Origin of the sequence: Nitrosospira briensis, from assembly GCF_900115125.1 — a bacterium.
Taxonomy (GTDB): domain Bacteria; phylum Pseudomonadota; class Gammaproteobacteria; order Burkholderiales; family Nitrosomonadaceae; genus Nitrosospira; species Nitrosospira briensis_A.
This window is the reverse complement of the sequence record NZ_FOVJ01000001.1, coordinates 336,349-362,967: the sequence shown is the minus strand read 5'-3', so window position 1 is coordinate 362,967 and position 26,619 is coordinate 336,349. Positions and strand designations below refer to the sequence as shown.

The 26,619-nt window shown below is 54.4% G+C and carries 22 protein-coding genes; 6 read left to right on the top strand and 16 right to left on the bottom strand.

The features are described from left to right. Positions 1-4 precede the first annotated feature (4 nt). From BMZ14_RS01615 to BMZ14_RS01540, 16 genes are all read right to left on the bottom strand, one after another. Positions 5-538, bottom strand: coding sequence for a dihydrolipoamide acyltransferase (locus tag BMZ14_RS01615; protein WP_074793909.1), 534 nt, complete (start codon positions 536-538; stop codon positions 5-7). Then, a complete protein-coding gene (locus BMZ14_RS01610) occupies positions 535-2,034 on the bottom strand; it encodes a HAMP domain-containing sensor histidine kinase (protein ID WP_083396575.1) in 1,500 nt (499 codons plus the stop codon). Before BMZ14_RS01610 ends, BMZ14_RS01615 begins: the two co-directional genes overlap by 4 nt. Positions 2,035-2,107: 73 nt before the next feature. Next, positions 2,108-2,512, bottom strand: a complete 405-nt coding sequence (locus tag BMZ14_RS01605; protein WP_074793907.1) for a hypothetical protein — start codon at positions 2,510-2,512, stop codon at positions 2,108-2,110. 165 nt (positions 2,513-2,677) lie between these two features. Next, positions 2,678-3,031 carry an arsenate reductase (glutaredoxin) gene (gene arsC / locus BMZ14_RS01600; protein WP_074793905.1) on the bottom strand — a complete coding sequence of 118 codons (354 nt, stop codon included), beginning with the start codon at positions 3,029-3,031 and terminating at the stop codon, positions 2,678-2,680. A gap of 112 nt (positions 3,032-3,143) precedes the next feature. After that, on the bottom strand, positions 3,144-4,847 hold the full coding sequence (gene ybaL / locus BMZ14_RS01595; protein WP_074793903.1) for a cation:proton antiporter domain-containing protein: 1,704 nt from the start codon (positions 4,845-4,847) through the stop codon (positions 3,144-3,146). Between the two features lie 215 nt (positions 4,848-5,062). Next, positions 5,063-5,980: a hypothetical protein gene (locus BMZ14_RS01590; RefSeq protein ID WP_074793901.1), complete on the bottom strand. Its 918-nt coding sequence runs from the start codon at positions 5,978-5,980 to the stop codon at positions 5,063-5,065. Between the two features lie 22 nt (positions 5,981-6,002). Then, on the bottom strand, positions 6,003-7,124 hold the full coding sequence (gene ald / locus BMZ14_RS01585; RefSeq protein ID WP_074793899.1) for an alanine dehydrogenase: 1,122 nt from the start codon (positions 7,122-7,124) through the stop codon (positions 6,003-6,005). A 232-nt stretch (positions 7,125-7,356) separates the two neighbouring features. Further along, entirely contained in the window at positions 7,357-8,127 is a 771-nt protein-coding gene (locus BMZ14_RS01580) for a dienelactone hydrolase family protein (RefSeq protein ID WP_074793897.1), read from the bottom strand. A 180-nt stretch (positions 8,128-8,307) separates the two neighbouring features. Continuing rightward, entirely contained in the window at positions 8,308-9,687 is a 1,380-nt protein-coding gene (locus BMZ14_RS01575) for an NAD(P)(+) transhydrogenase (Re/Si-specific) subunit beta (RefSeq protein ID WP_074793895.1), read from the bottom strand. Positions 9,688-9,690: 3 nt separating this feature from the next. Beyond that, positions 9,691-9,996 (bottom strand): NAD(P) transhydrogenase subunit alpha part 2, encoded by a 306-nt coding sequence (locus BMZ14_RS01570; RefSeq protein ID WP_074793893.1) that lies wholly within the window; start codon positions 9,994-9,996, stop codon positions 9,691-9,693. A 109-nt stretch (positions 9,997-10,105) separates the two neighbouring features. Beyond that, positions 10,106-11,233 carry a Re/Si-specific NAD(P)(+) transhydrogenase subunit alpha gene (locus BMZ14_RS01565; protein WP_074793890.1) on the bottom strand — a complete coding sequence of 376 codons (1,128 nt, stop codon included), beginning with the start codon at positions 11,231-11,233 and terminating at the stop codon, positions 10,106-10,108. Positions 11,234-11,393: 160 nt separating this feature from the next. Next, on the bottom strand, positions 11,394-14,945 hold the full coding sequence (locus tag BMZ14_RS01560; protein WP_074795438.1) for an FAD-dependent oxidoreductase: 3,552 nt from the start codon (positions 14,943-14,945) through the stop codon (positions 11,394-11,396). 252 nt (positions 14,946-15,197) lie between these two features. Continuing rightward, positions 15,198-16,499, bottom strand: a complete 1,302-nt coding sequence (gene cysN / locus BMZ14_RS01555; protein ID WP_074793888.1) for a sulfate adenylyltransferase subunit CysN — start codon at positions 16,497-16,499, stop codon at positions 15,198-15,200. A 150-nt stretch (positions 16,500-16,649) separates the two neighbouring features. Then, a complete protein-coding gene (cysD, locus tag BMZ14_RS01550; RefSeq protein WP_256208309.1) occupies positions 16,650-17,642 on the bottom strand; it encodes a sulfate adenylyltransferase subunit CysD in 993 nt (330 codons plus the stop codon). Beyond that, positions 17,639-18,454, bottom strand: a complete 816-nt coding sequence (locus tag BMZ14_RS01545; protein WP_083396574.1) for a phosphoadenylyl-sulfate reductase — start codon at positions 18,452-18,454, stop codon at positions 17,639-17,641. Before BMZ14_RS01545 ends, cysD begins: the two co-directional genes overlap by 4 nt. 29 nt (positions 18,455-18,483) lie before the next feature. Next, positions 18,484-20,586, bottom strand: coding sequence for a nitrite/sulfite reductase (locus BMZ14_RS01540; RefSeq protein ID WP_074793886.1), 2,103 nt, complete (start codon positions 20,584-20,586; stop codon positions 18,484-18,486). 355 nt (positions 20,587-20,941) lie between these two features. Between BMZ14_RS01540 and cysB the strand changes: the two genes are divergently transcribed. The 6 genes from cysB to BMZ14_RS01510 all read left to right on the top strand — a co-directional run bounded on the left by cysB (position 20,942) and on the right by BMZ14_RS01510 (position 26,448). Continuing rightward, positions 20,942-21,868 (top strand): HTH-type transcriptional regulator CysB, encoded by a 927-nt coding sequence (cysB, locus tag BMZ14_RS01535; RefSeq protein WP_074793884.1) that lies wholly within the window; start codon positions 20,942-20,944, stop codon positions 21,866-21,868. 120 nt (positions 21,869-21,988) lie between these two features. After that, entirely contained in the window at positions 21,989-23,815 is a 1,827-nt protein-coding gene (gene mutL / locus BMZ14_RS01530) for a DNA mismatch repair endonuclease MutL (protein WP_074793882.1), read from the top strand. A gap of 122 nt (positions 23,816-23,937) precedes the next feature. After that, positions 23,938-25,068 (top strand): cupin domain-containing protein, encoded by a 1,131-nt coding sequence (locus tag BMZ14_RS01525; protein ID WP_074795435.1) that lies wholly within the window; start codon positions 23,938-23,940, stop codon positions 25,066-25,068. A gap of 237 nt (positions 25,069-25,305) precedes the next feature. Further along, complete coding sequence (locus tag BMZ14_RS01520) at positions 25,306-25,590, top strand: hypothetical protein (RefSeq protein ID WP_256208306.1); 285 nt, start codon at positions 25,306-25,308, stop codon at positions 25,588-25,590. A 163-nt stretch (positions 25,591-25,753) separates the two neighbouring features. After that, a complete protein-coding gene (locus tag BMZ14_RS01515; protein ID WP_074793880.1) occupies positions 25,754-25,975 on the top strand; it encodes a hypothetical protein in 222 nt (73 codons plus the stop codon). A gap of 167 nt (positions 25,976-26,142) precedes the next feature. Next, positions 26,143-26,448, top strand: a complete 306-nt coding sequence (locus tag BMZ14_RS01510) for a hypothetical protein (protein ID WP_074795432.1) — start codon at positions 26,143-26,145, stop codon at positions 26,446-26,448. The last annotated feature ends 171 nt before the right edge of the window (positions 26,449-26,619 follow it).

Sequence of the window (26,619 nt, the reverse complement as noted above, 5' to 3'; positions counted from 1 at the left end):
TTTATTACAATTCCCTAAGGATGAGGTTCTTTTCCATACTTTTTATTGCGTCGATCTGGCTTTTTAATGTCTCTGAACGTTTTTGCTCTTCTTTCAATTTCTGCGACAATTCTTCCACGCTATGGTGTAGCCGTTGCTGCTCCCCAAGAAGGCTCGCCAGCAAATTTCTGAAACTTTGCAGATTGGATGCCGGCTTTCCATCACGCGGCCACTCATTGAGCAGGTGGATTGCAGAGCTTACGTCTCGAATGGAAGTATTGGGCAGGATGAGAAGCAATACCAGTCTGGCTCGATTTGCATCGCTCTTGTTGTGTACGAAGTTCTGTTTTACCTTTTCGTAAACCTGGCCCAGTTCTGCCGGCGACTGTTTACGCACAATATCGTAAAATTCCATCATGTCATCCATCTGGCCAGTTACGACCAGATCGGGCGACGACGATTCGATAATTGGCGGATGTTTCGGAATGATTGAGCAGGCAGCCAGCAACGCCAGCATTACAGCAGGAAGAATCCGCAATATCCGGGCTGTATCAATCATGAGTGCACCTCGGGATCACAAACGGGTATGGTGACGCGGAAATGCGCGCCAAGGCCAACCTGTGGCACAAGTTCGATGTCCCCGCCATGGGCCAGCGCATATTCACGGGCAATAGACAGTCCGAGTCCTGTCCCCCTGACGTGGCTATCGAGTACCCGCCGCCCTTGGTAAAACGGTTCGAATACTTTCTCGCGGTCCGACTCGTCGACACCCAGGCCTGCATCCACGATGTCCAGTTGGGCCATCCCGGTTGTCTTGCTCGTCCAGATGCGGATACAGCCCCCGGGAGGAGAAAATTTCACTGCGTTCGATAGCAGATTATCCACGATCACCTTGATTTTTTGTTCGTCACAGTCAAGTATCAATGTGGGGCAAGATAAATCGATTCTCAGGCCTTTGCTCATAATGATGAGGTTCTGGTCATGCAACACCGATTCCAGGATCTGTGTCAGGTCCGCTTCATGCCTCACCAGCGCGGCTTTCTCGGCCTGAAGCGCGCTATAACTCAATAAATCTTCGATACGCCGCTGAAGTTGCATGCTGTTGCTGTGAAGGATTCTCGCAATACGCTGCTGTTCTTCGGTCAACTCTCCCGCCACGCCTTCGACCAGCAAATCCGCGCCTTCCCGCATTGCGGTGAGCGGTGTCTTGAGTTCGTGAGAAACATGCTGCAAAAAACGGGTTTTCTGCTCTTCGAGCTTCAGCAGGCGACGGCGCATCCAGTCAAGGCGCTCTCCGAAATACACGAGATCCTGAGGTCCATCCACACGTATCGCCTTGTATAGTTCACCTTGCCCCATATTGCGGATCGCCTCATCGATCTGGCGAATGGGACGTGCAATTCGTACCGAAAAAAAGAATGCCAGCAAAATGGCAAACGGGATCAGCGCGAGCAACTGCCATCCAACCGTAAAGCGTGCATATCCCGCCATGTCCTGCATTTCGTCCACCTCGCGCTCGATCAACGTATAACCAACCGAAAAAAAAGTTCTTGCCGAATCCCGCAGGAGAGCGAAGTTGCCGATCAGATCGCTCAGTTCCGCCGGGGATTGCCTTACAGCCGAGACCTTCTCGAAAATCAAGGCCTCCGCGGCTTGCAGTTGCATCAACAAGTCCTTTTGTTCGACGTGCAAGGAAAGTTCGGAAAGGCTGGCCGCCATGACCTCGAATTTGACGTGCGCGCGGAAATAATTGTCCAGCAGGGACGGGTCGCCCAGGATGTGCGTCTGCCGCACGGCGCGCTCCATGGTAGCGATTTCATCCGCCAGCGCACGGCTGCTATGGGCAATTTGCGCCGCCTGATACACAGCCTTCCGGCTTTGATCTGCGAGCCGGTCGATGGAGAACGCGCTATTGATCAGCGCGATGATCAGCGGCAAGCCCACAAGCGCGAAGCCGAGCAGAATCAATTTGAGGAAAGACTGCGGATCGCGCCGCAACCGTGAAAAAGACACGCCTCCACTGTCCTGCCTGCCGGCTTCTACGCGAGCAAACATTTCTTCCCTTCAAGTACGGCTCGGGACAAGGTGCATTTTATTCGCGGCGGCCTCATGCTCACGTTCCTGATTCCTAATTCTTCCCCGTTGAGCTGCCACCTTCCACCTTGGCCTTGCCTGGCGCAATATAGGGCTTGCAATAATGCTTGGAAGGAAACTCCTTGTTCCGGCGCGAATTCATCACAACATCACCGCCATTTCTTACGCATTCCATGATTGATTTATCCAGACTTGCATAATGCTCGTCCGGATCGGTGTTTGCCGAAACGAGTGGCACCCTCTGCCTGATCTTAAGGCAGGTGTCGGGTTCCTCCGGAACGGGCGAAGCATTTTTTGCTGGTGGTAACGGGCACAACTTGCAAGGGTTTCCCGGGCATAGGCAACCGGAACATTCTGCCTGCGCAACGGCAGCGAATGCTGTCAGCATGATAGCAAGAATAAGCGGGGCAATCAGTGGCAAGATGCCCGTTGATGTCATATTCACTGTCTTTTCCTCTTGATGTCCATATTGCTATGATCTCGTGCTTTGCCGAAGTTTAATACGCGCGCCTAACCGCCTCAAATATTGAAACGGTGGGAGCACTGAGCTCAATCGCCCTGACATACAGTCAGGCGGAACTCGGTCGAAGATTACCGGAGAATGTTATAGAAATTTCTTCACATTCTCCGGTGGACGACACAGTACTGCCTCATCTCCACGCACAACAATGGGCCGCTGAATCAGATCCGGGTTTTCCACCATGATCCTTATCAATTCATCATCCGATAGCTGACGCTCGGCAAGTCCAAGACGGCGTGCCAGCGGTTCCTCGCTGCGCAATATATCCCGAACCTGCAAACCAAGCTTGTCAATCAACTCGCGTAATTGCTCGACAGTCAAAGGCACTTCGTAATAATTGACGGCATCGAATTCTTTTCCGCTGTTCTCGAGAAGCGCAAGCGTAGCCCTGCATTTACTGCAGGTGGGTTTCTGATAAACGACAATTCTGTCACTCATTCGTGCCTCCAATGTTAACCTCCAGGGCCGTCATTCCGTGATCATGTATTTCAGGCGAACCTCGACCTGGCTTCCCATTATGACAGCACCTTTATGTCCTGTGCTTGTTCCATCACTTGCTGACCGGAACCTTTGTCAGTATATCTCGTGTCATGCTGAGGGCGAGCTCGTGCTCGCCAAGAAACACTGCGCCACCGCTTTCCTTCTGTAACAGCGCCGCCTCCTCGTCGGTATGCGTACGGATGATAATCTCGATCGGGGGATTAAGTATACGTGCAGTTTCTATCATGCGCCGGGCTCGTAGCGTATCAGGAACCGCAATCACCAGGACAGCCGCCCGCGCGATGTGCGCCTGAATAAGTACGGCGGGTTCGGCGGCGTCACCCGCCACGGCATGGATTCCGCGCTTTCGCAGTCCTTCAACTATCTCCCGATTTTGTTCCGCCACAACGAGTGGTGTTCCCTGTTTGGCCAGCGCCTCGCCGATATGACCGCCCACGCGGCCATAACCGACGATCACCACATGGCTCGTCACATAGCTTGATGCAACCGTGGTCGGCAGTTCGGCCAGAGGATCGTCAGTGCGCTCGAGGATTCGGGCGAGTTTGGAACGGGAACGAATCCAGGCCTGGGCGGGCTCGATTACCCGAAATACCAGGGGGTTCAGTGTTATCGAAATAAAAGCCCCTGCCAGAATAAGGCTTTGGGCCTCAAGCGGGAGGAGGCCCAGCGAAACGCCAAGCGCCGCAAGGATAAACGAGAATTCACCGATCTGCGCCAGACTGGCGGAAACGGTCAGCGCCGTATTCAGGGGATAACGGAAAGCCAATACCAATAAGAAAGCAGCCAGCGATTTGCCAAAGATGATGATTCCAAGCGTGGCGAGAACGTGAAGCGGTTGCTCTATGAGCACATCCGGGTCAAACAGCATCCCGACGGAGACAAAAAACAAGACTGAAAAAGCGTCTCGGAGAGGCAGGGATTCCTGCGCCGCCCGGTGACTCAAATCGGACTCCCTCATGACCATGCCGGCAAAAAAGGCGCCCAGAGCGAAAGAGACACCAAAGAGCATTGCGGATCCGTAGGCTATGCCTATCGCGACGGCGATCACGCTCAAGATAAAGAGCTCGTTCGAATTAGTGCTGGCGACGTGCCAAAGCAACCAGGGAAAAACGCGTTTCCCGACAATAAGCATTAGAGCGATGAAGAGCGACACTTTGCCAAAAGTGAGCAGAAGCGTTGTTACCAGATCCGAATTCAGTTCTCCCGCCGAATTGTCCGGGTTGGTCCCCAGCCAGCCTGCGAGCGGGGGCAACAGGACAAGAACCAGAACCATTGCCAGGTCCTCGACGATAAGCCAGCCGACGGCAATTGATCCATTGACGGACTTGAGCAAGCCGCGCTGCTCCAGCGCCCGCAGCAACACGACTGTACTTGCGGTGGAAAGCGCTACGCCAAACACAATACCGACAGCCAGGTTCCAGCCCCAGGAGGCAGCGACAATGGCGCCGAAGGCAGTAGACACTCCAATCTGGACAATGGCCCCGGGCAATGCGATTCGCCGGACCGCCAACAGATCTTTCAGGGAAAAGTGCAATCCGACGCCAAACATCAGCAGAATAACCCCGATTTCGGCAAGCTGCCCCGATAACTCGATGTCTGCCACGAAGCCTGGCGTGTGAGAGCCAAGAATCATTCCCGCAGTCAGATAGCCCACGAGCACGGGCAATTTCAGCCGGTTGGCGATGAGCCCCATCAGCAAGGCAAGACCGAGACTAACGGCGATGGTGGTGATCAGGGTAAAACTGTGGGGCATGGGTTTTGCCGCTTGTTTAGCCGCATATCTCGCCGCGAAGACAACGGACTGATCAGGGGCCCGGACAGGCTTCTCGTAGACCGCGCAGTGCCCTGATCCGAGGAGAATGCGGTTACGGTGCCGGATTTGACGCGTGCCGGCAGGAATGTTGCGTTTTACGATATTTAGATAATCGGCAAGGAGTTATAGTGATCAGTCACCTGCGTTTCACGTAATCAGCCTCGCCGTTGAGAGGGGCGCAAGCGCCAGCCGAGAAACCCCAGCCCGGCAAGCATCATCGCCCAGATTTCTGTCTCCGGTATCGGGGAAACCTGCCAGCCGGTATCTTTCATGGCCGCGAAATCAAGTTCTGTAAAGTGCTTACGCTGGTTGACCGCAATGCTCGGGTCCATGGCCGCTTCCTGCCCCGAATAGCTGAGACCCGAAACCCAATGGCCGTCACTGGCAACCGAGGGATTCGAACCAAACAGGCTATTAACGGCAGTGCCCGTGAAAACGCCGCCGGAAATAAGGTTATTAAAAGACGGAGCGCTGGCAAAGCCGAGCACGTGAGCAAGTTCATGCACAGCTACCGAGTAAAAATCGTATTGATTGGAGAAAGGCTCGTTTGTGCTGACATCAGGGTCAAAATACCAATTGGACGTACTATTGAATGACATTCTGCCTCCCCACGGACCAAAATCCGTTTGTGTGGGTAAAAGCGCACCCGGCTGCCCCCTGCTGAGCACGTTTTCATGAAACGCGGCGGAACCATTAACCGTGAAACCGCCCGGCCCCCCGACCGCGAGACTGCCGGGAATGTTATAGGCCCCCACAAAAACCACAATCTGATCAGCGCCTACACTGAAGTTGGGGATACTGATTAGTTTACCGTTGTCAGGCTGAAAGAGGCGCGCATGAAACCCGTTCGAACCCGCTGAAGAGATGGCGGTAAGGTGGTCCTCGAAGCGCGTCTCGAATACCGAGGCGGCGGAATTCAATAAATTCTGACGTGAACTGTTTGATCCGGTAAAAAAGCCGGAACTGTCATACCGGTAATCGAAAACGATATCGACATTTGCCGCAGCGGGCTGATTCATGACAAGCAATGGGGTGAGCAATGCGCCCAAAAACACGGGATATGTTAATTTCATATTTTTAGCTTCCTATGGTTGATTATTCAATTCGCCGGCCCAATGCCTGCAGCGGCTCTATGCATTTCATATCAAATTCCTCTGCGACAGCAGGATAGGTTATCGATCCGCCGTGGATGTTGAGGCCGTATTGCAGGGCACGGTTTTTTTGCAAGGCATTCAAGCCCTCATCCGCCAACTGCAGGGTATAAACCGCTGTCTGGATATTAAGTGCGAAGGTACTGGTGCGCGGGACGGCGCTCGGCATGTTGGCGACACAATAATGCACCACGCCTTCAAGTTCATAGGTCGGATTGCTGTGAGTGGTAGGCCGGGTTGTTTCCACGCATCCACCCTGATCAACCGCTACATCTACAATCACCGCTCCTTTTCGCATCCGTGGCAACATTTCCGCTGTAACCAGCCACGGCGCCCGGCCGCCCGGAATCAATACTGCTCCGATTACCAGATCTGCCTCGTAGACCGCCTCTTCGATATTATATTCATCGCTGAACCGGGTCTGCAGTTGTCCGCGATAAATATCATCCAGATATTTCAGGCGATCATGACTCACATCCAGCACAGTAACCTGTGCACCTAACCCAACGGCGACACGGGCGGCATTCGTACCTACGATACCACCGCCCAATATCGCGACATTAGCAGAAGCAACACCGGGAACGCCACCCATCAATACACCGCGGCCGCCATGCGTTTTTTGCAGATAGGTTGCCCCGATCTGGGTAGCCATGCGTCCGGCCACCTCGCTCATGGGCGTCAAAAGAGGTAATTTCCCGTCTTCAGCCTGGACCGTTTCATAGCCTATGGCTGTGGCTCCGCTCTTCAGCAGAGCATCGACAAGAGGCCTGTCTGAAGCCAGATGAAGATAAGTGAAAAGAATGATGTCCCGATGCAGGTAACGGTATTCAGCCGGAGTCGGCTCTTTGACTTTAACGATCAACTGCGCCGCCCAGGCGTCGTCAGCGTGAGGAACAATGGTGGCGCCAGCCGACTCATATTCAGCATCCGAAAGGTAGCTGCCTTCTCCCGCCCCGCTCTGGACGAGTACTTTATGCCCGCGCCGTGTCAGGGCTCTGACTGTGTTTGGCGTAAGGCCGACACGGTTTTCGTGATCCTTGATTTCCTTGGGTAATCCAACCAGCATGGGGGTTCCTGACTATCGACGAATGGAAACCTTACTTTTTCGCAAAAAAAAACGGGCCCTGCGGATATTTCCGGGCTTCAAAACAGGGATGAACTACAGATTGGCAGTGTGTTGTTCGCGCCCGGGATCGAGTTTCAGATGGCTTCATTATATTGCCATCGCTCACCGCAAGTATAACAACCCAATGAGGAAATCGCTGGAAAATAAGTACTCGGCCTCGCGATGCCAGCTGTCAGGATGTGGAGCTGTTCGCATCAAGCAACTGTGCGCGCAGGTGCTGGAGCACCTGCTCCCTGGTATCGATTCCCTCGCTAAGCGCTTTCTCGTATTCGAACGTCAGGGTTGAATGTCCTTTGCCCGGCACTGTTATAGAGCGAAAGCGCGGCTCTGCTGATCCCGTGCGGTTTTGGAGCGATTTTTCCAGCCGCTCGAATCGTGACGCTGGACACCGGCCATCATCCTTGAAGCGGAGTCCAAGCAATGACATCGTATCTTCGCGGCTTGAGGCGAATGCGAGTATTTCCGGCTCGACATCGAGCGATTCGGGTTGAAATAACGGAAGACTGGGCTGGGCGGCTACCGGTGCAAGGAGCGATGCTTCCAGCATCATTGCGAAAACAAAACCTCCGGTATAACACATGCCTATCGCGCCTATGCCAACCCCCCCGCGCTCGGCATGCACTTTTCGGCACAATGCCCGCAGCGACGTCGTGATGGCGCTGGATTTACCGGCTGCGAAATTATTGAACTCCTTTCGAACGCACGTGAAGGGCGCCTTCATGAGGCCGAGCGCCGGATTCTGAAGGGGGCTGCCGAACAAGAGCGGCATGACGACATGGAAACCATGGTCCGCGATCCACTCCGCAAGCTCGACAGTTTCCCGAGTGAGGCCCGGCAGTTCATGCAGGAGGATAACGCCGGGTCCGTCTCCTTTTCGAAAGAGCCTGAACGTATGGCCATCTGCCGCAAACGTTTCCTCGGCAAAACCCTCGATTGCGCTCACGCTTGGTCCACCGGTACTCCTATGGGTGGAAAGTCGTTTTCCTGACTCTTTGCTTGCGCATCAGCCATGCTTCGCAGCGGCTCGAATAGCTCCCAAGAATTTTGGCGGGGGAAGAAGCCGGACAAGCCAACACTTCTGCGACCCGGCCTGTTTTCCTGCGTGGCTTGTCATCGTGAAACACTACAACGCCTTGACCATATCTTCGACCACTTTCTTGGCGTCGCCAAATACCATCATGGTCTTGTCCATATAGAACAAGTCGTTGTCGAGGCCCGCGTAACCTGCCGCCATACTGCGTTTGACAACCATGACCGTGCGCGCCTTGTGCGCATCCAGAATAGGCATGCCATAAATCGGACTGCCCGGAACATTGGCCGCCGGGTTCACGACGTCGTTTGCGCCGAGAACGAGCACCACATCGGTATTGGAGAAATCACTGTTGATTTCATCCATCTCCAGCACCTGCTCATAAGGTATCTCTGCTTCCGCCAACAGCACATTCATATGCCCCGGCATCCGCCCCGCTACCGGATGAATGGCGAAACGCACATTCACTCCTTTTTCATGCAGTTTTTCAGCCAGTTCCTTGACAGAATGCTGTGCGCGGGCCACGGCCAACCCGTAGCCGGGCACAATGATCACGCTGTCGGCATTACCCATCATGAACGATGCATCCTCCGCGCTACCGCTGCGATAGGTTTTTTGCGTCCCGTCACTTGCCGCGGCCGTTCCCGTCTCACCCCCGAACCCGCCCAGTATGACCGAAAGAAACGGGCGATTCATCGCCTTGCACATGATGTAAGAGAGAATTGCGCCAGAACTGCCGACCAGCGAACCGGCGATAATGAGCATGGGGTTCCCGAGCGAGAATCCTATTCCCGCGGCCGCCCAGCCGGAATATGAATTAAGCATGGAAATGACCACGGGCATGTCCGCGCCGCCGATCGGGATGATAATAAGAAAACCCAGAATAAAGGCAATGGCGGACATCGTGGCAAAAGCTGTCCAGTTGGTGGTCTCGCTGAAGAAGAACCACAGTCCGAATCCCACCATCACGATCGCGAGAGCAAGGTTGACCATGTGTTGCCCACCGAAGGTAATGGGCGCACCGCTCATGCGGCCGGACAACTTCAGGAATGCGATCACCGAGCCCGACCAGGTCATGGCGCCAATGAATGTACCGAGAAACAATTCCAGTTTGCTGCCCATCGGCAACGGCGCCGGCAGGCCGAATGAAGCGGGATTGTTGACGGCGGCGATCGCGATGAATACAGCCGCCAAGCCGACCAGCGAGTGCATGAAAGCAACCAGCTCGGGCATTGCCGTCATTTGCACGCGCCGTGCGACGACAGCGCCTATTGCGCCGCCCAGCGCGATACAACCGACTATCAAGGCCCAGTTTTTGGTAATGGTAAGCGTGGTGACGACGGCAATAGCCATTCCTACCATGCCAAACAAATTACCGCGGCGAGCGGTGACTGGCGAGCTTAAGCCTTTTAGCGCCAGAATAAAGAAAACCGATGCGATAAGATACGCAAGTGCGACTGAATTTGCCGACATTGACTAGCTTCCTTTTTTATCTTTTTTTCTGAACATTTCCAGCATACGCTGCGTGACAAGAAAGCCGCCGAAGACGTTGACGGCGGCCAGCGTTACTGCCACCGCTCCCAACCAGACGCCCCAGTCCGTTTCCGCCGGCCCGGCAGCCAGCATGGCGCCCACCAGAATGATGCCGGAAATTGCATTGGTGACTGACATCAGCGGCGTATGCAAGGCCGGTGTCACATTCCACACCACGTGATAGCCGACAAACACCGCCAGCACGAATACGGTGAGATTAATAATGGTTGGGTCAATTTCGCCAATCATGATCGCTCCTTCTAATCCTTAACTTTTATTAATAATCTGGCTTGTCCACAGTGAAAGCGCCGCAAAAAAATTTTCAGCTTTTTCCTGTTTCACTGCTTGCCGCCGCTTCTCAGCCTTTCCCGATGACTTCCCCATCTGCGCAGACCAGCGTTCCGGCTATGATTTCATCTTCACGGTTCACTTTGAATTCTCCGCTCTTCGCATCAAGCATCAGGTTGAGGAAATTCATCAAATTACGGGCATAAAGGGCGCTTGAATCAGCCGCTACCAGCCCCGGCAGATTGGAAATACCGACGAGATGCACGCCATGCTTCACTACGATCTTGTCCAATTCAGACAAAGGGCAGTTGCCGCCCGCCTCTACCGCCATGTCGACGATAACCGATCCGGGTTTCATGGCCTGAACGGTTTCTTCCCTGATTAGAACCGGGGCCGGCCGGCCGGGGATCAGCGCGGTGGTAATGATGATATCGGCGGCGGCGGCGCGCTGGTGTACCAATTCCCCCTGGCGGCGCTTGTAATCGTCCGACATTTCACGGGCATAACCGCCTGCTGTCTCCGCCTGCGCCTTTTCTTCATCGCTCAGCGGAACCTCCACGAATTTGGCGCCCAGGCTTTCCACTTGTTCTTTTGCCGCGGGACGCACATCGAACGCCTCGATCACTGCTCCCAGGCGCTTGGCCGTGGCAATCGCCTGCAAACCGGCAACCCCGGCGCCCAGGACCAAGACTCTCGCGGCCTTTACCGTGCCTGCCGCCGTCATCAGCATGGGGAAGAATTTCTGATAGACATTGGCCGCCATCAACACCGCCTTGTAGCCGGCGATGTTCGCCTGGGACGACAGCACATCCATGCTCTGGGCACGGGAGATACGCGGCAGTTTTTCCATGGAGAAGGCGGTAACGCCGTGGCGAGCCAGCGCTTCAATGCCTTCCAGCTGATGTGGGGAGAGCAATCCCAGCAGTACAGCGTCCTTGCGTAGCAGCGCAAGCTCATCGGGCTCCGGACCTCGCACCTTAAGCACGATCCGGGATTGACCGTAAAGGTCTGCCGCGTTCGCTACGATGCTTGCACCGGCGGCCTGGTAGGCATCATCCGGTATACTGGCGCCGGCTCCCGCCCCGGACTGTACCAGGACGACATTCAAACCGTTGGCGGTAAATTTCTTCACCGTCTCGGGCGTGGCCGCAACCCGGGTCTCTCCCCCGCGGATCTCTGCGGGTACCCCTATATGCATTGGTATTCCCCCTTATGTTTCCGATATGATTATTGTTCCGTAGGCTGTTGAAGTGGCCGGCGCTACCTCTATGGCGGCCACTTCATCACGAAGCCCGGATTATAAATGAACCCGGCCCTGATGCATTGCCTGGATTGATGAAAACAGCTGATCGGGCAAATCACGCCCCGACTTCGTTCGTTTCTTTCAGGCAATGACTAATCCAGCGAGTAGTCAACTTCTCCTGGACGCTGTTCTGGCGTAAACGCGAGGCCAGCCCCCCGAAATCAACCTGATCAAGGGGTTGATCCTGGTTGAAGCAGGAAAACACATAAGTAATTTCCCCCGTTACCGAATCCTTATGTGGTTGCAGACACTGAGCGCAAATCTCTTTCATCATGCATTGCATGGGCGAATTGATGGAGCCAATCGCGAAATGATCTGTTTTCAGATAAGGTTGAAGTTTGGCATGCCGGGCAGCGCCCACCGCCGCCATCATCCTGTCGGAGCCGATGGCAATGATACGATCGGCGTCAGACAAGCGAATTTTCTGAGGACCCAGCGCGCCGCTTCCATAAGCAGCCATGGCCTCCACGATATTGCCCACATAACTGAGATCGTCCGGCCGCGAAGGTTTGAAGCCGGGAGCTTCATCGCAGCACCAGACCACTATATCCGCGGCGGCCTCGATTTCAGCCACTTTGTAGCGGTCTATCAGCTTCTTGTACCCGGCGAAATACAAAATCTTCGATCCTGCTGCTCGCGCTGCCGCACCGATTGAAAATAACACCGCGTTGCCCAGCCCGCCCCCTACCAGCACGACTGTTTCATCCGGCAGAATTTCGGTGGGCGTACCAGTGGGACCCATCAATACTACCGGATCGCCGGGATTGAGCTTTGCGCACAGATCCGCTGATCCTCCCATTTCCAGGGCAATCAGCGATACCAGCCCGCGCGCCATGTCAACCGAGGCTCCCGTAAGGGCAATGCCCTCCATCGCCAATTTGGTGTCGCCGGCGGTGGTGGCAAGCGTTGCAAAATTCTGGAAGCGATAGAACTGGCCGGGGTGGAAGCGTTCCACCGCCATTGGCGCATGCACAACCACCTCTATGATGTTCGGTGTAAGCCGTTCCACTTTATGCACCGTAGCGCGCAGCTGTCCGTTCATTTCGGCAAAAAACAGCCAGGCTGGTTTCGTGGATGCCGGTGCCAGACGTTCAAGCACCCGGCTTACTACTGGATAACCCTGCTTGGCGCTGGACATTGCCTTTACGACATTGCCGGAATAGGAGGGGTGCAGATCACCGAAGAAGCTGATGAAGCGCCCATCACCATTGCGGCTCAGCAAGACGCTCGGCGTTACAGGCTTGGGGTTCGCCCGCGGCGGACTGGCGGGATCGCCGTTTTCATCGCAAGCGGCAAAGTAGCGGCCATTCAGCTTGAAATTTTTATCGTCTTCTCTGGCGAGAACTGTGTTGGGCTGAGTCCCGGCCGCAACCAGAACAGCGCGGGCCGGCAAGGTCGCCTGTCCCGTTTTTTGCCATGACCCGGTTTCATCCAGAACCTGCACTGCGAACTGCACGGCCTTCGCATGTTCCCACTTATCAGTGTCCACCCGCACCGGCGTGAGGCCCTCGGCAAACCAGATGCCTTCCTCCAGTGCCTTCTCGACTTCTTCATGATTAAGCGTATAGGAGGGGCTGTCGATGAGCCGTTTCCGGTAAGCAATTGTGGCGCCACCCCAGGATTGAAGCAGCTCCAATACGTGCGGCGCCCGTCCCTCCCGCTCCGCTTCCTTGCGTTCGGCACGGATGGCACGAGCATGATCAAGAAATTCTTCGGCAATTTCCCGCTCTTCCTCATCCCATGCTCCGCGGATGGCTGCTTCGCCCTGCACCGCCGTCAAAATTTCATAACGGCGAAGAAACTTGTCCACTTGTACCGGGTAATAGGCAAGCGCTTCGGTTGCGGTATCGATAGCCGTCAAGCCACCGCCAATCACAACCACTGGCAAGCGCAATTGCATGTTGGCGACAGAGTTCGTCTGGGCCGCGCCCGACAACTGCAACGCCATCAGAAAATCTGATGCGGCACGAACTCCTCTCGCCAGGCCATTGGGTAAATCCAGCACGGTGGGACGGCCCGCACCCGCAGCCAGGGCCACATGATCGAATCCCAGGGCGAAGGCATCGTCAGCGGTAAGCGTTCCGCCAAAGCGGACCCCGCCGAAAAGAGCAAACTCTTCCCGCCGCTCCAGCAGCAGACGGATCAACTTGAGAAAATTTTTGTCCCACCGAACTGTAATGCCGTATTCGGCCACGCCGCCAAACCCGCCAGGCATGCGCTCATCCAGATCCTCGGCAATTTCATCGGCGTCGCGGATAGCGCGGAATGGAACATGCTCTCCCTGCTGGTTCACTCCGGAGATCTCCGGCGCCAATGGCTCGATCTTGAGGCCATCGATACCGACTACCGTATGACCGTCGTTCATTAAATGATGCGCCAGGGTATACCCTGCCGGGCCCATGCCCACTACCAATACTTTCCGGCCTGTTGGCGCCTTCGGCACCGGCCGGCGCAAATCCAGGGGATTCCACCGGGTGAGAAGGCTATAGATTTCGAAACCCCAGGGCAGCTCCAATATGTCCTTCAGGGTGCGCGTCTCAGCCTGTGGAATATCTACCGGTTCCTGTTTCTGATAGATGCAGGATTTCATGCAATCATTGCAAATACGGTGCCCGGTCCCCGCGCACATCGGGTTGTCCACGACAATCATGGCCAAGGCGCCGACCGCCACGCCCTGGGTCTTGAGTTTGTGAAATTCGGATATGCGCTCTTCCAGCGGGCAACCCGTCAGGAGGACACCGAGCTGGCTTTTTTTGAAAGACGGCACCTCTTCAGGAGTTTTCGGTTTTTCCTTCAGTCCTTTCGAGCACGAATCTTTTCCTTGCTCATGGCACCAGATGCAGTAATTCGCCTCATCCAGGGCGCCCACCAGGTCGGTTCCCGGGTCGGTCAGCGCGAAGCCTTCCCGGCGGCGTATATGGTGAAGGCGGTGAACGGTGTAACCCGCTGCGTTGTCGGTATCCGTCGACAAGAGCTTCAGGAAATCAAGCTTGGCAGGTGCTTTGAACAATACCCCGTCCTTGTTGCGTTCTCTCCCCTGAGGAGTCTTGAGCGCCCAGGCCGCATATAGCAATGCCACCCTGATTCGCTCTTCGTTCGCATTTTCATCCAATAACCACTCCGAGACTTTGGTTGCGAAAGTCAGCTCGGAGAAAGGCGTCTCGAAATCGGCGGCCAGTTTTTCTTCCAGCGCAATCCCATCCGCTGCGGTCGCCTCCGCCTCGCTTACCTTGCTCATCGCCCGGCGTTGCACGAACTGTCTTTTGCAGGAATAAAGAGGAGCAAGCTGATGATGGCGGGAGGCAAGTACCTGGACCTCTTTCTCGATACCGAACAGCCTGGCAATAAAATCTTCCATCCAGGGCGCAATCTCGATCAGTAGCGCTGCTTCTGCCTTGCGGTCGAGGCTATCGGGATAGGCACGAGCGCGATCCAGGCTGGTACGCAGCGGGGGTTCTCCTTCGCCAAGAAAATCGAGAAACGCCTGATCCAGTTTCACCAGCCCCTCGCGGCGATACAGATCGGCGAAGGCCATGCCAAACCCAAGGATGGGAGAAGGCCCAGCGGCCGCGTCGGTGGGGTTGGGCGCCAATTGTAAACTTGTCATGATAACGTCATCAAAAAGTATAAGATCAAAAGAAGAGGCAAAAAGAAAGTGATCGGCCCTCGGCAATCATCCAAAAGCGAGCTGGACCTCAGTTTTATACCCATTTTCAGTTTGTGCTTTTTCCTTGCCAAAAAATATAAAAGCGGCAAGGCCGCTTTTCACCTCATCCGCTCCGTACGCCCGTTCGTTCTTCTGTGTCATCGTGGACTGCGCAGAGCTCACGCTTCAGAGTTTTGCGCTACAAAGCGTCAGTTAGTCACAACTCCCAGCCTGATCCTTTGCCGCGCAGATCATGCCGGCCGCGATGGTATTGTTATTGGCTTCGTCGATGACGATAAAGCTGCCGGTGGCATGATTACGGTGATACGAATCCCATACCAGCGGCTGATGCACCTTTAGCGATACCCGTCCGATATCGTTCATTTTCAGCGTTTCCGCCGGTTCATGGTTCAGCGAGTTGATATCCAGGCGATAATCTATGCGGGACACCATTGCCTTCACGGTCCGCGTCGTATGCTTGATGAGGTATTTTCGCCGCGGGTCCAGGTTCTGGTCGGACAGCCAGCACAGCATGGCATTAAACTCCTTTGTGACCTGCGGGATTTGGGCAATCTTCACCAGCATGTCGCCCCGTGATATATCCAGATGGTCTTCGATCGCCAGTGTCACTGATTGCGGAGCGATCGCCTCATCTACATTCCCTTCATAAGTGACAATTTCCTTGATACGCGAAGTCAGTCCCGAAGGCAGTACCTGTACGCTGTCGCCTACCCTGATGGACCCTGATTCAATGCGTCCCATATAGCCGCGAAAATCGCGTAATTCCTCTGTTTGCGGACGGCAAACCAACTGCACGGGAAAGCGGAAATCTTCGAGATTGATGTCATGGTCGACAGGAACGTTCTCCAGCAGATCCATCAGAGTCATTCCGTCGTACCAGTCAAGCTTGTCTCCACGCTCGACAACCATATCGCCATTCAGGGCTGACATCGGGATATACGCAATATTTTTGAGATGGAGGCCGGCGGCAAACACGTGAAATTCTTCGCAAATCCGCTCGAATACATCCCGGGAATAATCCACCAGATCCATCTTGTTGACCGCCACCACCAGATGTGGAATACCCACGAGGCTTGCGAGATAGGCATGGCGGCGCGACTGGGTAAGCACACCCTTGCGCGCATCGATCAGTATGATGGCAAGATTTGCCGTGGAGGCTCCGGTAACCATGTTACGGGTATATTGCTCATGACCCGGGGTGTCGGCAATGATGAATTTGCGCTTGGGCGTGGCGAAGTAACGATAGGCTACATCAATGGTGATTCCTTGCTCGCGCTCCGCTTGCAAGCCGTCAGTAAGCAGGGACAGGTCGACGGCTTCGAACCCGCGCCGTTGCGAAGTATGGGTGATAGCGCTCAGTTGATCTTCGAAGATGGATTTCGAGTCGTGCAGCAAACGCCCGATCAGCGTGCTTTTGCCGTCGTCCACACTACCCGCGGTAATGAAACGCAACAATTCCGAATGATCAAAAGAAATACTTTCAATAGCTGACATTTAATACTCTTTCTGGAAAAATTCTGGTTTCGCGACATCCCGTAAACCGGGCTAGCGCGAGATGAGACCTCGATGTTGTGCAATTGCGCAAGAGCGAATTCCCGACTCCTGAACAAGCCCCATCAGAAATCATGGTCCATGAAGATACGCCTAAAAATATCCCTCTTTCTTGCGCCGCTCCATCGATGCCTCCGATGTCTGGTCGTCCATGCGCGTAGCGCCGCGCTCCGTAATTCGGGTGATTGCGGTTTCGGCAATGATTTCGCCGACGCTGGCTGCGGGGGATTCTACCGGGCAGGTGCAACTCATGTCACCTACTGTCCGGAAGCGCACCATGAGATTCTCCACTTTTTCCCCCTCGGTCGGCTGAACCAGGTGGGATAGCGGTAAAAGCCCGGTACCACGCCGGATTACATCCCGCTTATGGGCAAAATAGATATGGGGCACTTCCAGTTCCTCACGCGCAATGTATTCCCACACATCGAGTTCGGTCCAGTTGCTGATCGGAAACACGCGAATATTTTCTCCAGGATGCACTCTGGTATTGTAAATATCCCATAATTCGGGACGCTGGTTCTTCGGATCCCATTGGCCGAATTCATCGCGGAAAGAAAATATGCGTTCCTTGGCACGCGCTTTTTCTTCATCCCGGCGCGCACCTCCGATGCAGGCATCGAACTGGAACTCGGCGATTGCATCCAGCAATGTCACTGACTGGAATGGATTGCGGCTCTGATTCTCGGAACGTAAAACCACTCTTCCCTGCCTGATGGAGTCTTCCATGCTGCGCACAATCAGCCGCTCACCCAATTGCTTGACGCGACGGTCACGGAACTCGATTACTTCGGGAAAATTATGGCCGGTATCGATATGCATCAACGGAAATGGAAAACGTCCAGGGCGAAACGCTTTTTCCGCCAGGCGCAGCAGTACGATCGAATCCTTTCCGCCGGAGAATAGCAGGGTCGGGTTGGCGCATTCGGCTGCAACCTCCCGCATGATATGGATAGCCTCGCTTTCCAGTGCATCCAGATGGCCAAAATGCCGTGCAACAGGACGTTTAATGACTACCGGTTCGGTCTTCACAACAACGCCTGGAGCCGGCGTAACAAGTTCTTCCATATCATTCAGCATAGTGTTCATTGATCAATCCTGATAGTTTCACGAGCGGCGCCAGCAAGAGCACCGTGCTCCTCTTCTTCCACACCTTCGCCACCTTTTTCCTGGCCCGAAGCCCGGTCCGTCCCCGCGGCGAAAACCGTTGGAGTGACGCGCCGCTTGTCCGGGTGCAAACCGCACTCCCTGATTTCCGGGTCTTCCCACCACCAGCGGCCGGCCCGAACCTCCTCACCCGGCGTAATGGCACGGGTGCAAGGCGCGCACCCGATGCTGGTGTAGCCTCTATCATGCAGCGCGCTGTACGGCACATTGAATTGCTTGATATAAGCCCATACATCGGACAAGCTCCAGTCCAGCAGCGGGCTGATTTTTTGTAAACCATTCCCGGCGTCGAATTCTGACACCGCCAGTTCTTTTCTGGTGGGCGCCTGATCGCGGCGCAATCCCGTAATCCAGGCACGCTTGCCGTGCAACGCGCGTTTCAGCGGTTCCACCTTTCGAATATGGCAGCATTTTTTTCGTAACTCCACGCTGTCATAGAAGCCGTTCGGTCCGTTCTGCGCGACATAGGCCTCAACTGCGGCAGATTCGGGAAAGTAGACCGGAACATGAATCCCGTAGCGATCTGCCACATCTCTCATGAGACTGTAGGTTTCTTCAGGCAGACGTCCGGTATCCAGTGTAAACACCGTGATACCAGGATAATGCTGTGCAATAAGATCCATCAGCACCATATCCTCAGCGCCAAAACTGCAAGCGAAGGTGGCCGGTGCATAATCCCGCTGCACCCAATCCAACAGTGCTCGCACTTCAGAAATCTTGTGATCCAGGCTCATCCGGGCTTGAGAGTGGCATTTGAAATTTATCAGATCGTGACGGAAGACTTCGCCGGGTCAAACGCAGGCGATCTGGCTGAAGCTGGCAGCGGCGACGGCAGCGCTCCGGCCAGATCGAGCTGACGGTCGAAATCCAGGCAGAATTCCGCAACCTCCATCGTCCATGCATCCAACCGGGAAAACCATTCGGTCAAATGAGCATCATTCAACTCTTCGGCCGGGCTAGCAAAATCCTCCGCGAATCTGGCCAATTGCCTGGACAGATACGCTTTGGCAGGCAGTACTCGAAGCAGTTCTTCCGCCTGCGCAGTCAAGTCATCATGCTTCAAACCGCCCAGCATTTCAGTCACGCCCTGGCCGATCAAACGGGCGATCTCCTCGGCACACTTGACCGAATCCGCGAATTTCGTCTGAAACTTGAGCGCATCGCGATAATTCCGCTCATGGGCGGCTTCAAAGAAAATCGTACCGATCTTTATCTGGCTCACGCCTGCACACTCGCCTCCACCCAGTTGCAGTACCTTGAAATCGTTGTTGTTTCCATGATCGCGCAAGACCGAAGCCAATTCTTCCGGCTTGACCTCCACGAGGTCCGCCAGCAGATCGGTGAAATAGGCGCTCTCCATCCGGTGCGCCCAGGAAAAGAATGTCTCACCCGATTCGCGGTCAGTGGCAAAGGCCGACTGCACCCGTTCCACTGCCTCCTCGATCCGCGCCGTGGGTATCGATGGGCCTTTGAACGCCAGCGCTCCGCGTGCCATGGCGTTCCCGCCGAAATGCAACTGGTAATGCGGCACCAGCTTGCCATGCATGCGCTTGCCTTCCCCGTATATCCCGATATCTCCAGCCTCGGGCTGGGCGCACCCGTTATGACATCCCGAAACACGTATTTTCAGATCATGCTTGCCGCCGCTCAGCTTGGGGCCGACGATCGTGCTTGAAGTGATTCCCAGACGGCAAGTCGAAGTACCAGGGCAGGCCACTACATCATCGCCTGCCTTGGGTTCACCCAGGCCTAATGCAGCCAGCGCGCCACGCAGCGTTTCAATGCTGGCTTCCGGCACGCTTGTAAAAAACATGTTCTGATCCTGCGTAGTGCGAATATCAGGCAATTCGAAGGTTTCGCAAATATTGGCCAGGCCGCGCAATTGTTCCACATTCAGGTTGCCCATGGGCACACTGATCGGAAATACGTAATAGCCGGGCTGCTTCTGCGCGAAAATATGGCGCGGTGCACCCAAACCGGGGACCTCGGTGTCCGCCCCGGCGCTCCATTCGCCTTTTGGATAGTCCAGCGTTGCCAATGCCGAGGTCGTGCGCACCAGTTCTTCGCGATATTTCTCGACGAACCCCTCGGGGCCGAATTTATCCACCAGGAACTTGATTCGGGATTTGGCGCGTTTGCGCCGGTCCGAGTAGCGGTTGTGCACCTGAATGACCGCTTCCATTACTGACAGGAGATCTTTTTCCTCGATAAATTCCTCGATGACGATGGCTTCGTGCGGCTTGTGTCCGAGACCCCCTCCCGCTACGACCTTGAATCCGAAACGGTCGCCGTCACGCACCGCAATGACGCCCAGATCGTGCATCATTCCCTGTGCACAGTCAGATTCGCAGGCTGACAGGCTGATCTTGAATTTACGCGGCATTTGCTGAGTCAATGGATTTCGCAGAAGATGCTCGACCGTACCCTCCAGATGCTTCGTCACATCGACATGCTCGCGCGGGCACACGCCGGCGAGCGGGCAGGTCGTGATATTCCGTATGGTGTTGCCACAGGCCTCGCGAGTCGTCAGTCCACCCGCGGCCAGATGACGAAGCACCGCTGGCGTCTGCTCAAGCGGCACATAATGCATCTGAATATCCTGGCGTGTCGTGATATGTACGACGTCATGACGGGAATAGGTCTCCAGGGCACTGGCTATCGTTTTCAATTTCCGTGCCGTGAGACGCCCTCCGGGCAGCTTTATACGCACCATGTGGACGCCCTCCTGCCGCTGGCCGTAGATCCCCATTTGCAGGCGGCCGGCGGTAAAGCGCGCAACATCCATATTCAGGTCCACATACTCCTGTACGGACTGGGCGTATAAATCTATCTCCTCGTCATTCGCGAGATTATCCAAGTAACTCATCTGCATCCTCCAAATGTATTGCCATATCAGTTATTGCCATATCAGCTTGATGCCAAAAATCCGAAAAATGAATCCTCCGCGTCGCAGCATCCTTTCCTGAGTTCAGCTGGTATCGCACTCGGCCTGATTCTGACGGTATTCGACCAGCTGGGCTGACCGAAATCAGCCGTGTTTACGCCGTTCTTTCAACCCTCCTGACCCATCAGTCCTCTGCCTGCTCCATAACCTATCAATGCTCGTGGCGGGCAAACTTCGTATGTTGCCTCGAAAATCGACATAATAGCAAAGAACATATATATCGATAAAGAATATTATGTTAGATTAACATAACCTAACATTATTTAGACCCGAAACCATGAAACTGCAACAACTGCGTTATTTATGCGAAGTCGCAAATCAAGGCCTGAATTTATCAAAGGCCGCGGAGGTTCTGCATACTTCCCAACCGGGTATCAGCAAACAGATCCGTCTCCTGGAAAACGAACTGGGGGTAGACATTTTTGTACGAAATGGTAAACGCGTAGTTGAAACCACACCACCTGGACGCGCCATTCTTGACATTGCCGAAAGAATGCTGAGAGACGCCAAGAACCTGAAACAGGTTGGCCAGGAATTTGCCAACGAGGCCAGCGGGTCCCTCACCATTGCCACTACCCATACGCAGGCGCGCTACGCGCTACCGTCCGCAGTTCAGCATTTTACCGCACGCTACCCCAAGGTGAAGCTTATTTTGCACCAGGGCAATCCGACGCAGATAGCAGAACTGGTCACTTCGGGCGTGGCGGATATTGCCATCGCCACGGAAGCCCTGGAGCTATTTGATGAGCTCGTGATGTTGTCATGCTACCAGTGGAACCGTTGCGTCGTGGTCCCGCCGAGGCATCCGCTGCTTAAACTCTCGCAACTGACGCTGGAGGCGCTCGCCGAGTACCCGATTATTACTTATGATTTTGCTTTTACCGGCCGCTCGAAGATCAACCAGGCGTTCGAGGCAAAAGGATTGACTCCCAATGTGGTGTTGACGGCGATAGACGCGGATGTAATCAAGACTTACGTAGAACTGGGGTTGGGCGTTGGCATACTGGCCAAGATGGCGTTCGAGCCCAGGCGCGATCGACATCTGCGGTCTATCGACGCAAGCCACCTGTTCGAACCGAGCACGACGCGTATCGGCATAAGCCGCAATAGCTACTTGCGCGGATATGTTTATGACTTCATCGAGATATTCGCCCCACATCTTGACCATGCCGCCATTACCGCCGCGATGAAAGAACGTTCGTGATAACGCGCGTTGGGATGCGGTCAATCCGCACCCGGCGTTTCGCTTCGCATTTTTCGCGCAGCCCGAAGCCCTCCTGAGTACCGGTAGTATAATAAAGGCATATCCTCGCCGAAAATGCTAATGAACACGATCAAGCTGCTACCCGACCTGCTTGTCAGCCAGATTGCCGCTGGGGAGGTCGTCGAGCGCCCGGCTTCGGCACTTAAGGAAATACTGGAAAACAGCGTTGATGCGGGAGCGTCAGAAATAGCAGTGCATATCTTCCAGGGTGGAACAAAGCTCGTCCGTGTATCGGATAATGGAGCAGGCATCTCCAGAGACGATCTGCCGCTCGCGCTCGCGCGTCATGCCACCAGCAAGATCGATAGCCTTGAAGATCTGCAAAAAGTGGCGAGCCTGGGTTTCCGTGGCGAGGCACTGGCAAGTATCGCGTCCGTTTCACGCCTGAGGCTGGCCAGTCGCGGTGCAGAGCAAAAACATGCCTGGCGGATAGAAGCCGAGGGAGGCCGTTTGTCGGAACCGGAACCGGCAGCGCTTGCCAAAGGCACTACGGTTGAAATGCACAACCTCTACTTCAACACTCCCGCCCGGCGCAAATTTTTAAAAACCGATGGCACCGAATTTTCGCATTGCGAAGAAGCCTTTCGGCGCATCGCCTTGTCGCGACCGGATATCGCTTTCACACTGCAACACAACGGTACTGCACGCCATCACTTGCGTGCGGCGGATACAAGGCGCCGAATCGCGGCAATACTGGGCGATGAATTCAGCCAGACCTCGATATTCATTGACGAACAGGCGGCGGACCTCCGGCTCTGGGGATCAGCGGCATTGCCCGCATACTCCCGATCTTCCCGCGACGCACAGTATTTCTTTGTCAATGGCCGCTTCGTGCGCGACAAAGTGATCGCCCATGCGCTACGCGAGGCCTATCGTGACGTGCTGCATCTGGATCGGCATCCCGCCTTTGTGCTGTTTCTCGAAATGAATGCCGGGAGCGTGGATGTGAATGTCCATCCTACTAAAACCGAGGTGAGATTCCGCGATCCCCGTGCACTGCATCAATTCATTTTCCATACGATTGATAAAGCGCTGGCGTCGCCGCAATCCTTGTCCGCGGCCTCAGTCTCTGTACCGGGTGCAGCAGGAAGCAGACAGGAAACCAGTAGCCGAGCAGTATTTGGACAGGCCACTGGAGCGCCTTCCTATCCAAGGCAGAGCTTCATGCCGCTCGTTCCACCTGTACCGGCTGCGGGAGTAGCCCAGCCGCAGTCGTTTTACTCGACACTTTTCGGCTCCGACACCCCCGGTCAAAAATTATCAGAAGTACCGCAGACGCCGGCAGATTTCGAGAAACAGGACGTTCCGCCGTTGGGCTTCGCGTTGGGCCAGCTTCTGGGTATTTATATTCTTTCCCAGAATGAACGAGGCTTGCTTGTCGTGGATATGCACGCAGCGCACGAGCGGATTCTGTACGAGAAGCTCAAAACCGCGCTTGATGACCATGTGCTCTTCACGCAGCCCTTGCTGATCCCGGCGATATTTCAGGCGGATAGCCTGGATATTGCGACAGCCGAAGAAAACCGGGACATCCTGACCGAACTCGGGTTCGAAATAGCGATGCTCTCCCCAACCATGCTAACAGTGCGATCTGTGCCCGCCGCGCTCAAGGATGCCGATGTGGTTAAGCTCGCGCGCGACGTGCTGCGCGAAATCCATGAGTTCGGTGCCAGCCGGGTGTTGACCAGCAGGCGTAATGAAATGCTTTCAACCATGGCTTGCCACGGCGCGGTCCGTGCCAATCGAATGCTGACCATTCCTGAAATGAATGCGCTATTACGTGAAATGGAGGCAACCGAGCGTTCAGGACAGTGCAATCATGGCAGGCCAACCTGGTTTGAGATCAGCCTTGCAGATCTCGACAAGATGTTCATGCGGGGCCGGTGAGAACGCTTGAGCCTGATCTTTCTTGAAGTGTCCCGCATATGGGCCTTTATGAGCATGCGGATAAGCTGCTCGAGGCCCTGAGTATTTATGGAAGGCCTTGCATCATCTCATATGATTCCAAAATGAAAACCAGTCTGCTGGGGGGTATTTCCCCGAAAAATTTTCTTCGGGATTACTGGCAAAAAAAACCCTTGCTCGTACGTGGAGCCCTACCAGGATTTCAAGGGCCTCTCACTCCCGGCGGCCTGATCGATCTCGCATGCTGCGAAGATGCGCAGTCACGCCTGATTACTCAAAAGAATGGCAAATGGGAGGTCAGGCATGGGCCTTTCACAGCCCGCAATATTTCACGCTTGCCCAAAAAACATTGGACACTGCTGGTACAGGATGTCAATCACTTCCTGCCCGAAGCCCGTGAATTGTTGCTGCAATTCAATTTCATCCCGCACGCCCGGCTTGATGACCTGATGGTCAGTTATGCTCCCGAGGGGGGAGGGGTCGGACCTCATTTCGATTCATACGATGTCTTTTTACTGCAGGGCACGGGGCGCCGACATTGGCAGATATCAGCTCAGCAGGACAAGAAATTGGTGATGAATGCACCATTAAAAATCCTGCGGGATTTCAGGCCGGAGCAGGAGTGGGTGCTGGAACCGGGTGATATGCTGTATCTGCCGCCGGGCTATGCGCACAACGGGGTAGCGGCAGATGGTCACTGCATGACCTATTCGGTTGGCTTTCGAGCTCCCACCTACCAGGAACTTGCGACTCAGTTTCTCATTTACCTGCAGGACAATAGCGAGATCGAAGGAATGTACCATGACCCGGATATCCGCCTTCAATCCCGCCCTGGCCACATAAGTGCCGATATGCTGCATCAGGCAGTTGTGGCGCTCGACAAAATCAAATGGGATCGTGCCGAGGTTGAACGGTTTCTGGGAATCTACCTGACGGAGCCCAAGCCTCATGTTTTTTTTACCCCACCGTTACATCCCTTGACGCAGCAAGAATTTGCCTGCCAGCTTGAAAAAGGAAAACTTCAGTTGAATCTGAGGAGCCGCATGTTATGCAGCGGAAAGTATATTTTTGTGAATGGTGAACTATCGGAAGTGCGTTCCACCGCCCGCACGGTATTGGGAAAATTGGCGGATTATCTTGCATTGCCCGGGGGAGAAGGTTTTGACGACGAGGCGCTTGAGCTGCTTTATCAATGGTATCTCTATGGTTATATTGATCTAAGCCGGACGAAATGATAAATGACTTCCCCCTGGCTTTGATCTGTTCTACAAACCTCTCGAGAATCATTGCCAGGCTGCGCTTCACAAAAAGCAATAACCCGCGGCTCCGCTCTGTATGAGCTAATAAGGGCGCGGCTTTCGGGGAGACTGCCTCTATCACCTATGACTTTGTGATACAACGACTAGACAACATTTCTTAATTCTGCTATTAAGATAATGGCTATAAAGAATAGATGGTCTTCCAAGATTTGAATGGCCGAGATGTTTGACAAATTACTTGTTGTACGTGATAAACCTATAAAGGAGATTAAAAAAATGAAGTACTCGCTCCTCGCCGCCGCTCTGGTAACACTAGCATTAACCTCCTGTGATCAAATGAGAGAGAAGAAGCCTGGGGAAGGCAAGCCTGGTCAGTATCCCCCCAGCCTTTGGGAGAAACGTGAAGGACAACTCAGCGACGCAGACATCGAAGCAGCACAGAAGGACGCTGCCGGGACGGAGACAACGAAAGATGAACCGCCGAAAGAACAACCCTGATAGTGATGCCAGCAAGCAAGCTTTAAAAAAACCGTCCCTAGGGACGGTTTTTTTTAGGCGGTACTCTTTATGGAGAATCCCGCCAATTGTCACCCCCGGATTTGAATGACCCGAACGCTTTTGTTACACTACGGCTTTCTCTGAAACCATAGGATGATTAATAATGAAATACAGTCTCCTCGCTGTTGTCGTAACGGCACTCGCGCTGACCGCTTGCGGTGAATATAAAAAACATCCTATGGATAAGCCGCCTCCCTCTGCCTCGGTTGAACGTGACTCGGCGCCTAATTTTGACGAGCTGGATAAACCGTCAACAGACGAGGCTGCTGGCGCTCAAGGGCCCGCCGGCAGCGCGGGTGCCGAGAAAGAAGAATCAGGCAAATAAGCGGTAACAAGATTATTCTCGAAGGGTCTCAGGTCTTACGCCACAATTGAAATCCGCTGTTAGCGACTCAATGGCGGGTTTCGCAAATTTCGGTTGGTGGGGGATATTTTTGCTATATAATGGACCCGTCACAACCTATTTCTATTTTATTTAAGGACGCCCCGATAATGAAACTTTCACTCATCGCCGCCGCTTTGGTGGCACTTGCTCTGACAGCATGCGACAGACCGAAACAAGCACTACCTGAAAATTCCACATCATACGGAACCAGAACTGAAGAAGGCACAACCCTGGCTGAAGAACGTGGTTCTGAAGCTCCGGCCGCCACGGCTCCGGATGACAAGGTTTCCGCGGCGCCCGGTGGAGACGATGACGATGAATATTCTGGCCAGGCCGTCCTTCCCGGACACACGCTTGACGGCAACGGTAACCCGCTGCCGCCTGGGCAAAGCCCCATTCCTGCAGGCCACTAATAGAAATAGTGCGTAGGCAGAAAAAAGCCATCCTCCGGGATGGCTTTTTTCTTGCTTAAAAATACGCAATAGTCTTGCATCAATTTCGTTCTCGAGCTTCCAGCTTGAATGACTCCGGCGGTTCACTATATAATTGGAACTTTGTCACCATAAAAATTTAGAGGGAATAGA